At 44.5% G+C, this 13,207-nt stretch carries 13 protein-coding genes and 1 tRNA gene; 12 read left to right on the top strand and 2 right to left on the bottom strand.

Annotated elements, in window-relative coordinates:
- Positions 1–15: 15 nt before the first annotated feature.
- The 5 genes from whiA (at position 16) to PODO_RS00890 (ending at position 4,215) form a co-directional block, all read left to right on the top strand.
- On the top strand, positions 16–945 hold the full coding sequence (whiA, locus tag PODO_RS00870) for a DNA-binding protein WhiA (RefSeq protein ID WP_036687104.1): 930 nt from the start codon (positions 16–18) through the stop codon (positions 943–945).
- Positions 946–1,042: 97 nt separating this feature from the next.
- A complete protein-coding gene (locus tag PODO_RS00875; RefSeq protein ID WP_036687106.1) occupies positions 1,043–1,312 on the top strand; it encodes an HPr family phosphocarrier protein in 270 nt (89 codons plus the stop codon).
- A 168-nt stretch (positions 1,313–1,480) separates the two neighbouring features.
- The gene (locus tag PODO_RS00880; protein WP_036687108.1) at positions 1,481–2,236 is read left to right on the top strand and encodes an SIMPL domain-containing protein; all 756 of its coding nucleotides are present in this window, start codon (positions 1,481–1,483) and stop codon (positions 2,234–2,236) included.
- Positions 2,237–2,361: 125 nt separating this feature from the next.
- A complete protein-coding gene (locus PODO_RS00885; RefSeq protein WP_051491492.1) occupies positions 2,362–3,465 on the top strand; it encodes a PdaC/SigV domain-containing protein in 1,104 nt (367 codons plus the stop codon).
- A 111-nt stretch (positions 3,466–3,576) separates the two neighbouring features.
- Positions 3,577–4,215, top strand: a complete 639-nt coding sequence (locus PODO_RS00890) for a GDSL-type esterase/lipase family protein (RefSeq protein WP_036687110.1) — start codon at positions 3,577–3,579, stop codon at positions 4,213–4,215.
- Positions 4,216–4,304: 89 nt separating this feature from the next.
- On the opposite strand, the gene clpP is transcribed toward PODO_RS00890, so the two are convergent.
- Together clpP and PODO_RS00905 are read right to left on the bottom strand one after the other, a co-directional pair.
- Positions 4,305–4,901: an ATP-dependent Clp endopeptidase proteolytic subunit ClpP gene (gene clpP / locus PODO_RS00895; protein ID WP_036687113.1), complete on the bottom strand. Its 597-nt coding sequence runs from the start codon at positions 4,899–4,901 to the stop codon at positions 4,305–4,307.
- A gap of 193 nt (positions 4,902–5,094) precedes the next feature.
- Positions 5,095–5,169: transfer RNA gene (locus tag PODO_RS00905), tRNA-Arg, on the bottom strand.
- Positions 5,170–5,437: 268 nt separating this feature from the next.
- On the opposite strand from PODO_RS00905, the gene PODO_RS00910 reads away from it, so the two are divergent.
- The 7 genes from PODO_RS00910 (at position 5,438) to secG (ending at position 13,064) form a co-directional block, all read left to right on the top strand.
- A complete protein-coding gene (locus tag PODO_RS00910; protein ID WP_036687118.1) occupies positions 5,438–6,490 on the top strand; it encodes a sugar-binding transcriptional regulator in 1,053 nt (350 codons plus the stop codon).
- 115 nt (positions 6,491–6,605) lie between these two features.
- Entirely contained in the window at positions 6,606–7,616 is a 1,011-nt protein-coding gene (gap, locus tag PODO_RS00915; protein ID WP_036687120.1) for a type I glyceraldehyde-3-phosphate dehydrogenase, read from the top strand.
- 116 nt (positions 7,617–7,732) lie between these two features.
- On the top strand, positions 7,733–8,914 hold the full coding sequence (locus PODO_RS00920) for a phosphoglycerate kinase (RefSeq protein WP_036687122.1): 1,182 nt from the start codon (positions 7,733–7,735) through the stop codon (positions 8,912–8,914).
- Between the two features lie 26 nt (positions 8,915–8,940).
- Positions 8,941–9,693, top strand: coding sequence for a triose-phosphate isomerase (gene tpiA, locus PODO_RS00925; protein ID WP_036687124.1), 753 nt, complete (start codon positions 8,941–8,943; stop codon positions 9,691–9,693).
- Position 9,694: 1 nt separating this feature from the next.
- Positions 9,695–11,239: a 2,3-bisphosphoglycerate-independent phosphoglycerate mutase gene (gene gpmI / locus PODO_RS00930; protein ID WP_038568130.1), complete on the top strand. Its 1,545-nt coding sequence runs from the start codon at positions 9,695–9,697 to the stop codon at positions 11,237–11,239.
- A gap of 73 nt (positions 11,240–11,312) precedes the next feature.
- On the top strand, positions 11,313–12,599 hold the full coding sequence (eno, locus tag PODO_RS00935; RefSeq protein WP_036687130.1) for a phosphopyruvate hydratase: 1,287 nt from the start codon (positions 11,313–11,315) through the stop codon (positions 12,597–12,599).
- Between the two features lie 231 nt (positions 12,600–12,830).
- Positions 12,831–13,064, top strand: coding sequence for a preprotein translocase subunit SecG (gene secG / locus PODO_RS00940; RefSeq protein ID WP_036687153.1), 234 nt, complete (start codon positions 12,831–12,833; stop codon positions 13,062–13,064).
- Positions 13,065–13,207: the final 143 nt, after the last annotated feature.

The raw sequence follows: 13,207 nt of genomic DNA on the forward strand, positions 1-13,207 counted from the left end.
AAAGAGGTGAGACCCTTGTCTTTTGCGGCCCTTACCAAAAAAGAGCTGACGATGGTGGAGAGTGAACCCTGCTGCGAGAAGGCGGAAATGTCAGCGCTTATCCGTATGAATGGATCTGTGCAGCTTTCAAGCAAAAAGGTTATTCTCGACATTTCGACGGAGAACGCCGCGATTGCAAGGCGGGTATATTCTTTACTTAAGAAATATTACCAGGTCCATATTGAGCTACTCGTGCGTAAAAAAATGCGTTTGAAGAAAAATAACGTCTATATCGTCAGAATTCCAAACCGTGTACAAGAGATCCTAAAGGATCTTAGAATTGTGTCGGAAGGATTTATTTTTACCGATGGTATTGATGATGAGATTGTTGGGAATAACTGCTGCAAGCGTGCTTATTTGCGTGGTGCCTTTCTGGCTGGCGGATCGGTTAATAATCCGGAAGGCTCCTCCTACCATTTGGAGATTTCCTCGATGTATGAGGAACATTGTAAAGCATTAGTGGATCTGGCTGGGGAATTCCACTTAAATGCACGCTGCATTGAACGTAAAAAAGGATTCATTCTTTACATTAAAGAAGGCGAGAAGATCATTGAATTCTTAAGTTTGATTGGAGCGCATCAGGCGTTGTTCAAATTTGAGGATGTAAGAATTATGCGCGATATGCGTAATTCCGTGAATCGGATCGTGAACTGCGAGACCGCAAATCTCAACAAAACAATAAGTGCTGCGGTGCGGCAGATTGAGAATATCAAGCTGTTGCAGCGAGAAATGGGACTGGAGAATTTGCCGGATAAACTGCGTGAAGTAGCAGAAATTCGAATGGCGCATCCAGATATCAACCTCAAGGAGGTTGGTGAAATGCTCAAAGGTACAGTCAGTAAGTCGGGAGTAAATCATCGGCTTCGTAAGATTGATGAGCTGGCGGACAAGGTTCGAGGCGGCTAATTACTTTTTTTCTAGTGTGGTTTACGTTATAATGATATAATAATATAAAATTAATGTGAAACTTTTGGGGAGAACTCAATTAGGGGGTAAGCGTTTCATGACAAAGCACCCGGTAGTTGTTCGGTTGAAGACAGGGCTTCATGCCCGACCGGCAGCATTGTTTGTGCAAGAAGCTAACAAGTTTTCGTCGGAGATTTTCGTGGAAAAAGATGATAAAAAAGTAAATGCTAAAAGTATTATGGGGATTATGAGCCTCGCTATCAGTTCCGGCACGGAGATTTACATTAGCGCGGACGGTGCGGATGCCGATCAAGCTGTAAACGCTTTGACAAGTCTGGTCAGCAAAGAAGAGCTTGAGAACCAATAATAGGAAGACAACGTCGTTTCTGCTAGGAAGACTTTATTTATCGCATGACCAAAAGCCCTTCGGGGCTTTTTTTAATACCAAAAAATAGATTGAGACGTGCAACATTTACCAAAATGACTCGTCTAGAGGATAATAACAAATCACAAGAAATGAAAGGGGCTGGCAAATATGAAAGGTTTATTGAAGAAAATTGGTTCAGTGATGATCGTAGGGAGCTTGTTAATTGGAGGGATCAGCATGAGTGGTGTTTTCCAAGGTCCTGCAAAGGCTTACGCAGATGAAGTGCAGAAAAATGTCGTTAGTGTAGTAGGTAAAGGCGAATTGTCCCTCAAGCCGGATATCGTATACTTGACCATCGGTGTGGATACTACGGCCACAACTGCGCAAGAAGCGCAGAAGACCAATGCCGCTAAAATTCAGAAGATTATGACTTTACTGAAGAATACTTGGAAAATTGCAGATAAAGATATTCAAAGCACGCAGTTTTATGTGCAACCCAATTATAGTTACAGCGAAAAAGAAGGACAGCAAGTGAAGGGGTACAACGCCAATCATACGCTGTTAGTGTCTTATAGAGATCTGACTAAGGTTGGTGAATTGCTGGACGCTGCATCTGCGGCAGGGGCGAATAATATCGGAAATGCACGTTTTTCTGTGGAAGATACTTCTGCATTTGAAGCTCAGGTGATTGAAAAGGCGATGGCGAACGCAGATGTTAAAGCAGGGGCTATAGCTAAGGCAGCTAAACGCAGCTTGGGTCAAGTGATCACGGTCAGCCAAAATGATGGCGATGTCACTCCGGTTTATTTTGAACAGAATCTAAAAATGAATATGGCTGCAGCAGATGCTGGTGCAAGCACATCCGTGCAACCCGGAGTAGTTAAAGTTACAACTCAGCTAAGCGTAATGTATGAATTGAAATAGTATCAGAACAAGGTGAATGCAGAGAGGAGAGGTGATCTTCCACTAGTAATAGTGGGGGCGCCTCTTTTTTTGTGTAAGTTCTCTACGATTCTGTTTAATAAATTGGAAAGGAGAGGAAAAATAAGATGATGAATATTATTTCAAAAGAATCAGTACGCAAATGGGGCATAGGTCTGATGTCGGCAGGTTTATTGTTTGGTGGAGGTCTGCTGCCCAGCGAAACGGGTTATGCAGCAGCTAGTAAAACGGAGAATAAAGCTATTGATTCGCGTATCGTTTTAAAGGCAAACGGGATAAATTCGTTACAGGAAGGTATTTTGAAGGAAGGACAGGCCTGGATTCCCATAACTTTTATGCGAGATGTGTTGAGATTACCGCTTGCGTATGATAAGAAGGAAAATGCGTACATGATTGGAAAAGGATCGGCCACGGCGAAGTTGATGTTATCTAGTTACGGTACTTCTGTGTGGGTGAATAACTATTTCATTCGAGAGTATGAAGGGAAGTTAATTAATAATCGCCTCTACGTTCCATCAGGATTGTTAAATGATTATATGGGTTATAAGGTAGATTGGAGTCGGGCCGCCAGTAAGCTGAATGTGGTGAACAGACCGCAGAACGCGCTGACGGTAACCACGGAAACTTATGCTAAAGATCGGACAGAAGCTTTTATTCAGCTTGATTATCCGAAGATCAGTGGATTGGGCAATTCCAGTGCGCAACAAGCTATTAATAATACTTTGAAGGAAAGTGTTATGAAATTCGCGGCGGGTGCAGAACAGGATATCTCCGATCGAGATGGAGCAGAGCCCAAATACACCTATGATTCAGGTTATGTAGTGACCTACAATCAGAATGGTGTGATCAGCATAGTGATGCATCAGTATAGTGATACGGGCGGCGCTCATGGAATGACTAACCGTGAGGCATTCACCTTCTCGCTTAAAGATGGTAAACGTCTATTGTTGGGCGACCTGTTTGGAGCTAATCCAAACTACAAAAAACAGCTGAATGCTAAGCTGAGCAAGCTGCTGAAGGCAGAGGATAGTTATTTGGGAGGATTCAACGGATTGAATACGGAGAAATATTTCTATCTGAAGGATGACAAGGTTGTTCTGTTCTTCCAATTATATGAGTACACAGCGTATGCTGCAGGCTTCCCTGAGTATACCTTTAGTTTCAAAGAGCTTTTGCCGGATGACAGCAGCCCGTTTGCTGGCATGAAATAAATGGAGATACCTCGTCTCCGCTAATGTCAGCACAAGGCATCTCCCCCTTACCGGAGTTGTCTCTAGTTCATATGCTAAAGGGAGTAACTAGTTTATGAACGGGGGAGAGCTATGGGCTACCAATATACTGCAATTGGCGATTCCTTGACGACTGGATTTGGTGCTCTGCCAGGTAACGGTTTTGTTCCGGTGTACCGTAGAATGGCAGAAGGGAGACTGCGGACTACTGTAGCCTCTACGAATTTAGGCGTGAACGGAATGACTACTTCAGAGCTGGAGCAGCGGCTGCGCGGAAATTCCATGATGCGTGAGGCCGTTCGAGAAGCCGATATCATCACTGTGTCTATCGGTGGTAATGATTTGATTCACGCGGCCAAATCAGCAGCAAGACAGCAAGGGAACTTATCCGCAGAACTGCGCAGATCGCTTCAGGAATGCAAACAAAATTTCTCTGCAATTATGAATATCCTTATACAATTGAAGGCGAGGACGCGTAGACCTTTTATCATTAGAATTGTGGGATTATATAATCCCTATCCTCAGGTGGTTGGTGCGACAGAGTGGGTCAGACAGTTTAATCAATACGCAGCACAGTACAGCAGCCGAGTCTGTGGATTTGCTTCGATTTACAGTGAGTTCGCAGGAAATGAGAGAGGGCTGTTATCCATTGATCATTTGCATCCGAATGGCCGGGGTTATCGCGTAATTGCCGAGAAGCTGGATGCACTAGGTTATGGCGGGCTGAATTGATTGGATTTAGGTCTTCTATAAAATATAAAGAGGCTGTGCCCTATCCTTTATGGTTAGAGCACAGCCTCTTTATATTTTTACTTTATAGCTTACACACCGCTAGGCAATGTCTTCTCGATTACTTTATCTACGATACCGTATTCAGCCGCGTCTGCAGCAGTCATGAAGTAGTCGCGATCTGTATCCTTCTCAATACGTTCTAGAGGTTGACCCGTACGTTCTGCTAGAATACGGTTCAGCTTATCGCGCAATTTGAGGATGCGGCGGGCACGGATTTCAATGTCCGTAGCTTGACCTTGAGCACCACCCAGAGGCTGGTGGATCATGATCTCGCTGTTAGGCAGTGCGAAGCGTTTGCCTTTGGCGCCAGCGTTTAGCAGGAAAGCTCCCATGGAAGCTGCCATACCCACACAGATGGTGGAAACGTCTGGTTTAATGTACTGCATTGTATCAAAAATAGCCATACCTGCAGTAATGGAACCGCCTGGGCTATTCACGTAAAGGTGAATGTCCTTGTCAGGATCTTCGGCAGCCAAGAACAGCATTTGTGCGATGATAGAATTGGCTACCACGTCATTAACCTCCGTTCCAAGGAAAATGATGCGGTCCTTCAGCAGGCGGGAATAGATGTCATAAGCGCGCTCGCCGCGGTTGCTCTGTTCTACTACCATAGGAATATAACTCACGTGGAAAACCTCCTTGATATTGGTTCTTCAAATGTATTCATTTTTACTCTTGCCGTATTACCCACATGATAAACAAATTCAAACAAAAAGTCAAAGAAAGTCAAACTTATATTCAAAAAAAAGAGCCGACAAGCGGCTCTTTGGTTAAGTAGTAGTATAGGCACTACTAAATTATGTACAAAAATCAAATTAATGGCGCGCCCGCCAAGAATCGAACTTGGATCTCAGGCTTCGGAGGCCTACGTCATATCCATTGGACCACGGGCGCAACAAAAATGATTATAATACAATTTTTACACAATTGCAATGTAATATTAATACTGGACAAGCGCTCTAGGGGCAGGCATCGGGCGCTATATCTTTTTCTGACCTTATTAATGTATAAGAAGACAAGCGCTTGAGAATTCTACTCTCGGAAGACTTGCGCTTCGAGCAATATTTGGTTAGAATATGGGTGGGACTTAAAAAGTTTACCCGGGACGTTTTGAGACCATGAACAAGGGAATAGAGGAAGACGAAGTTGCAGGAGTGAAAGTATGCGTAATTTATTAGATATCCAAAAGCAGCTTCTGCCTGATCTCATGGAAACCCTTAAGAGACGGTACACGATTCTTCATCAGATCATGCTGTCCGATATTATTGGGCGCAGAACGCTAGCCGCTTCGCTAGATATGACTGAGCGGGTACTGCGTGCCGAGACGGATCTTCTGAAATCGCAAGGGCTTATTGAGATCGAGAGTGTTGGCATGCGCATTAGCGCTGCTGGACGTAGACTGCTTGATTTGCTAGAGCCGGTTGTTAAGAGCCTATTTGGTCTGGATGAGCTGGAAGAGAAAATTCGAGCAACGTATGGTCTGGATAAAGTTATTGTAGTACCGGGTGATTGTGAGTCATCGCCGTTCACCAAACGAGAGCTTGGCCGGGCGGGTGCGAAAGCACTGCTGAGTATACTTCGCGCAGATGATACAGTTGCCGTCACAGGTGGATCGACGCTTGCCGATATGGCTGATCAACTGACACCGCCGTTGTCCCTTTCCTATAAGAACGCTTGGTTTGTTCCGGCGCGTGGAGGATTAGGAGAGAGTATGGAGATTCAAGCCAACACGATTGCCTCAACAATGGCAAAGCGGGTTGGAGCCAACTACCGGTTGTTGCATGTCCCTGATTTGCTTAGTGGGGATGCATACCAATCGCTGGCACTTGACTCTAATATTGGAGAGATTGTACAAACCATCCGCAGTTCGCGTATTATTGTACATGGGATTGGGGATGCCATTGAAATGACCCGCCGCCGCAAACTGGACGAGGCTACAGTCTCGGAAATCCAGGGTGAAGGGGCAGTGGCCGAATCTTTTGGCTATTATTTCAATGAAGAGGGTCAGGTTGTCCATACCATGCTTACGATGGGTCTACGTCTAGAAGATATTATTCGGACAGAGAAAGTCATCGGTATTGCAGGAGGCAAACCCAAGGCCAAAGCCATTCATGCCATGCTGCGTTTCGGGCAGGAGAATATTCTCGTCACGGACGAGGCTGCCGCAGTAGAAATAGGCAAGGAAATTGACAATCAACTACAGCTATCTTCGTAGTTTTTAGATTGCAGGCAATACAACATACTTCTTGCATCATACTTAACATTGTTGTCATGACAGACCTCACCGTCTGTTTTGAATAAATAAAACGAATTCTAGGAGGAACTATTCAATGAGTGTAAAAGTTGGAATTAACGGTTTTGGACGTATTGGACGCCTTGCTTTCCGCCGTATTCAAAATGTAGAAGGTATCGAAGTGGTAGCAATCAACGACTTGACTGACGCTAAGATGCTTGCTCATTTGCTTAAATATGATACAACTCAAGGTAAATTCCAAGGTGATGTTGAAGTGCATGATGGCTTCTTCAAAGTCAATGGTAAAGAAGTTAAGGTTCTTGCTAACCGCAACCCTGAAGAATTGCCATGGGGCGACCTAGGCGTTGATATCGTACTTGAGTGCACAGGTTTCTTCACAACTAAAGAAGCAGCTGAAAAACACTTGAAAGGTGGAGCTAAGAAAGTAGTTATCTCCGCTCCAGCTACTGGCGACATGAAAACTGTCGTTTACAACGTTAACGATGACATTCTTGATGGTACTGAGACTGTTATTTCCGGCGCATCTTGCACAACTAACTGCCTAGCTCCAATGGCAAAAGTACTGAACGACAAGTTCGGTATCGTTGAAGGCTTGATGACTACAATTCATGCTTACACTGGCGACCAAAACACTTTGGATGCTCCACATGCTAAAGGTGACTTCAGACGCGCTCGTGCAGCAGCTGAGAACATCATTCCTAACACTACTGGTGCTGCTAAAGCAATCGGTCTGGTTATTCCAGAACTTAAAGGTAAATTGGATGGTGCAGCTCAACGTGTTCCAGTTGCAACTGGTTCCCTGACTGAGCTTGTAACTGTTCTTGATAAGAGCGTTACTGTTGAAGAAATCAACGCAGCAATGAAAGCAGCTTCCGATCCAGACACTTATGGTTACACTGAAGATGAAATCGTATCTTCTGACATCAAAGGTATGACTTTCGGATCCCTGTTCGATGCTACACAAACTAAAGTATTGACTGTTGGCGACAAACAACTGGTTAAAACTGTTGCTTGGTATGACAATGAAATGTCCTACACTGCACAATTGGTTCGTACTTTGGAGAAATTCGCTAAAATCGCTAAGTAATTGACTTGATATAAGCAACATCTATAGAGCGGAAACAGAAATTCCTTGTTTCCGCTCTTTCTAAATGTATTTCTTGTTTCCTGCTAGAAACAATTTTGGGTGTGGAGGAATTAATCATGAACAAAAAAAGCGTCCGTGATGTAGAAGTAAAGGGTAAGCGCGTATTTGTACGCGTGGATTTCAACGTACCTGTAGAAGACGGTAAAATTACTGATGATACTCGTATTCGCGAAACACTTCCAACCATTAAATATTTGATCGAGAACGGTGCAAAGATCATTCTTGCGAGTCATATGGGTCGTCCTAAAGGCGAATTCGTAGATTCCATGCGTTTGACTACTGCTGCTGAACGTCTGTCCGAGCTTCTTGGCAAACCAGTAGCTAAAGCTGACGAAGCAATTGGCGAAGCTGTAAAAGCAAAAATCGCTGAGCTAGGCGAAGGCGACGTACTTGTACTTGAGAATGTTCGCTTCTACCCAGGTGAAGAGAAAAACGATCCTGAACTGGCTAAACAATTCGCTGAACTGGCTGATTTGTTTGTTAATGATGCGTTTGGCGCGGCTCACCGTGCACATGCATCGACAGAAGGTATCGCTCATTTCCTACCGGCTGTATCCGGTCTTTTGATGGAGAAAGAATTGTCCGTTCTTGGTAAAGCTCTTTCTAACCCAGAACGTCCTTTCACTGCGATCATCGGTGGTTCGAAAGTTAAAGACAAGATTGATGTTATTGATAACTTGTTGTCTTTGGCTGATAACGTCCTGATCGGCGGTGGATTGTCTTATACATTCACTAAAGCACAAGGCTTTGAAATCGGTAAATCACTAGTAGACAACGACAAACTTGACGTTGCTCTTGGATTCATCGAAAAAGCAAAAGCACTTGGTAAAAACTTCATGCTTCCTGTTGATGTTGTTGTTGCTGATAAATTTGGTGCTGACGCTAACACTAAGATCGTTGATTACAATGAAATCCCAGAAGGTTGGGAAGGACTTGATATCGGACCTAAGACTCGTGAACTTTATGCCGATATTATCAAGAACTCCAAGCTGGTTGTCTGGAATGGACCTATGGGCGTATTCGAAATCGATAAATTCGCTGAAGGTACACTTGCAGTAGCAAAAGCTTGTGCAACTACTGAAGGTTACACTGTTATTGGTGGCGGAGATTCCGCAGCAGCAGCAGAGAAATTCCACCTGGCTGATCAAATGGATCATATCTCCACTGGTGGCGGTGCATCCCTTGAGTTCATGGAAGGCAAGGCGCTTCCTGGCGTAGAAGCACTGAACGATAAGTAAGACCTAAGAAGGAGGCAACATAAGTCATGAGAACACCTATTATTGCAGGTAACTGGAAAATGTTCAAAACAGTTCCTGAAGCAGAAAGCTTTATTGCTGAAATTAAAGGCAAAGCAGAAGTAGAAGGCGTTGAGACTGTAATCTGCGCTCCATTTACTAACCTGCCTGCACTTGTAGCAGCTGCAAAAGGTACTAACATCAAGATTGGTGCACAAAACCTACACTTTGAAGATAACGGTGCTTACACAGGCGAGATCAGTGGTGTAATGCTAAGTGATCTTGGTGTGGACTATGTTATCATTGGCCACTCTGAGCGTCGTGCTTATTTTGGCGAAACGGATGAAATCGTGAATAAGAAAATGCATGCTGCATTCCGTCACGGAATTACTCCTATCGTATGTGTTGGCGAAAAGCTCGAAGAGCGTGAAGCTGATCAAACTAAAGCAGTATGTAAAGTACAAACTGAAGCTGCATTCCAAGGTCTTAGTGCCGAGCAAGCAGCAAAAGTTGTTATTGCATACGAACCTATCTGGGCTATTGGCACAGGTAAATCTTCCACTTCCCAAGATGCTAACGAAGTTATTGCTTACATCCGCAGCCTTGTAAAAGATCTGTATGATGCAGCAACAGCTGAAGCTGTTCGTATTCAATACGGCGGCAGCGTGAAGCCTGAGAATGTAACTGAGTACATGGGCCAAAGCGACATCGATGGTGCGCTTGTTGGCGGTGCCAGCTTACAACCGGATTCCTTCGTTCAATTGGTTGAGGGGGCGAAGTAAGATGTCAGCTCCAAAACCCGTAGCTTTGATCATCATGGATGGTTTTGGTTTGCGTGGAACGACAGAAGGTAATGCCGTTGCTCAAGCCAACAAACCTAACTATGACCGTTACCTGAAACAATATCCTAACACTACACTCACTGCTTGCGGTGAAGCTGTAGGCCTTCCGGAAGGGCAAATGGGCAACTCCGAAGTAGGGCATTTGAATATTGGTGCAGGCCGGATCGTTTATCAGGATTTGACTCGTATCGATAAATCGATCCGCGAGGGCGAGTTCTTCGATAACGAAACTCTGGTTAGCGCAGTTAGAAATGCTAAGAACACTGGCAAAAAGCTTCACCTTTATGCGCTTGTATCCGACGGAGGGGTACATAGCCATATTAACCACCTGTTTGCTATGCTTGACCTAGCTAAAAAAGAAGATATGCATGAAGTGTATATCCATGCTTTTATGGACGGTCGTGACGTAGCTCCTGATAGTGGGAAGAAGTTTGTCCAAGATCTAGTAGCTAAAATCGAAGAGGTTGGCGTGGGTACGATTGCAACGGTGTCCGGACGTTATTACGCAATGGATCGTGATAAACGTTGGGAACGTGTAGAGAAAGCCTATCGTGCTATGGTTTATGGTGAAGGCCCTAAATACACGGATGCTGTGCAAGCCATCACTTCATCTTATGAAAACTCGGTATTTGATGAATTCGTTGAACCTAGTGTAATTGTAGACAGTGAAGGCAAACCTGTAACGGCAGTAGAGAGCGGCGATTCCGTCGTGTTCCTCAACTTCCGTCCTGACCGTGCTATTCAATTGTCACAAGTGTTCACGAATCAAGATTTCCGCGGTTTCGACCGTGGTCCTTTGTTCCCGCAAAACCTGCACTTCGTATGCCTAACTACTTTCAGCGAAACGGTACAAGGTTATGTAGCCTACTCACCGAAGAACCTGGATAACACATTGGGTGAAGTGCTTGTTCAACAAAACAAGAAGCAACTGCGCATCGCGGAAACTGAAAAATATCCGCATGTAACCTTCTTCTTCAGCGGTGGACGTGACGAGGAGCTTCCTGGTGAAACCCGGATCTTAATCAACTCTCCTAAAGTGGCAACCTATGATCTTCAACCTGAGATGAGCGCATACGAAGTGGCTGCAGCCTGCGTAGCGGAAATCGAAGCGGAAAGACAGGATGCTATCATTCTTAACTTTGCCAATCCTGATATGGTTGGACATTCCGGCATGCTGGAACCAACAATCAAGGCTGTAGAAGTGACGGATGAGTGTGTGGGTAAAGTAGTGGATGCGGTTGTTGCCAAAGGTGGCGTTGCCATTATTATCGCTGACCATGGTAATGCAGATATGGTATTTGACGAGAACGGTCGCCCGTTCACAGCTCATACAACCAATCCTGTTCCGTTCATCGTGACTACTGAGAATGTTGTATTGCGTGTATCCGGTATTCTTGCAGACGTAGCACCAACAATCCTAGATTTGATGGGACTTCCGCAACCTGCGGAAATGACCGGACAATCCATGATTGCTAGCCGTAAGTAAGGTAAGGTATAACGCCTTTGATTTTAAGCTATACAAGTAAGACCAAAACAATGTTAAAAGGAGATTAACTTACATGACTATTATTTCTGATGTATATGCTCGCGAAGTCCTTGACTCCCGTGGTAACCCTACAGTAGAGGTTGACGTTTATCTGGAATCCGGTGCTAAAGGCCGCGCTATCGTTCCTTCCGGCGCTTCCACTGGTGCTCACGAAGCTGTAGAACTTCGTGATGGCGACAAATCCCGTTACATGGGTAAAGGCGTTCTGAAAGCTGTTGAGAACGTAAATGAAATCATCGCTCCAGAAGTTATCGGTATGGACGCTCTTGACCAAGTGGGCATCGACAAATTGATGATTACTTTGGACGGAACTCCTAACAAAGGTAAATTGGGCGCTAACGCAATCCTAGCTGTATCCATGGCAGTAGCTCGTGCAGCTGCAGCAGCTTTGGATATTCCTTTGTACGTATACCTGGGCGGATTCAACGCTAAAACTCTTCCAGTACCAATGATGAACATCATCAATGGTGGTGAGCATGCGGATAACAACATCGACGTTCAAGAGTTCATGGTTCTTCCTGTAGGAGCTCCAAGCTTCAAAGAAGCTCTTCGCACAGGTGCTGAAATCTTCCACAACTTGAAATCCGTACTTCAATCCAAAGGCCTGAACACAGCTGTTGGTGACGAAGGTGGTTTCGCACCGAACCTTGGTTCGAATGAAGAAGCAATCACTACAATCATCGAAGCTATTGAAAAAGCTGGTTACAAACCAGGTGTTGACGTATTCTTGGGTATGGACGTTGCTTCCACTGAGTTCTACAAAGACGGTAAATACACCCTTGCTGGCGAAGGTAAATCTTACACTTCCGCTGAGTATGTTGACCTTCTTGCTTCATGGGTTGAAAAATATCCTATCATCACAATCGAAGACGGTATGTCCGAAGACGACTGGGATGGCTGGAAATTGCTTACTGAAAAATTGGGCGACAAAGTCCAATTGGTTGGTGACGACTTGTTCGTAACTAACACTGAGCGTCTTGCAACAGGTATCGAAAAAGGTATCGGTAACTCCATCTTGGTTAAGGTTAACCAAATTGGTACATTGACTGAAACTTTTGATGCTATCGAAATGGCTAAACGTGCTGGTTACACAGCAGTTATCTCCCACCGTTCCGGTGAATCCGAAGATAGCACAATCGCTGACATCGCTGTTGCGACTAATGCTGGTCAAATCAAAACAGGTGCTCCTTCCCGTACAGACCGTGTTGCTAAATACAACCAATTGCTTCGCATCGAAGATGAGTTGGGTGAATTGGCTCAATACAACGGCCTGAAATCCTTCTACAACCTCAAAAGATAATCTGCTTTTATAGCAGACTTCTAAGACCCGCCGTTATGGCGGGTCTTTTTTATGATTTGAAGAAGATAGACTTCAATAGGTTTATCCTTATCTTGCAAGAAAAGCTACGACTTAACAGTCTAAGCTGTTGTATTACCGACAGCGCTATGATAAAATAAGAATACTGTTTATGTATCGTGATAACCTAAATTACCATAGATAGTGATGCTTAGGCGTAGGAGGTGGAAGTGAATGGATATCTTTTTGAAAGTTGTGCTCCTGATTTTTTCCGTCGGTCTTATTGCGGTCGTTCTTCTGCAAAAGGGGAAAAGCGCGGGTCTTTCCGGTGCCATCTCTGGCGGTGCTGAGCATCTCTTTGGTAAAACAAAAGCTCGTGGTATGGAGCTCGTACTACAACGTGTAACTGTTGGACTTGCTGCTGGTTTCTTTATCATGGCGATTCTAGCTGCAGTTCTAATCGACTAAAAGATCTACCGTAAGCCCTCGCTCTGTTCTAAATGGAATAGAGCGGAGGCTTTTTTGTTATATTAAAAGGAGTTAAAAAGCACCTAAGGGTGCTTTTCTTTTCATATTCGCAAAGAAAAAGGCTGGATCGATAGGAAGTAAAC

Source organism: Paenibacillus odorifer (genome assembly GCF_000758725.1).
Taxonomy (GTDB): Bacteria; Bacillota; Bacilli; order Paenibacillales; family Paenibacillaceae; genus Paenibacillus_AQ; species Paenibacillus_AQ odorifer.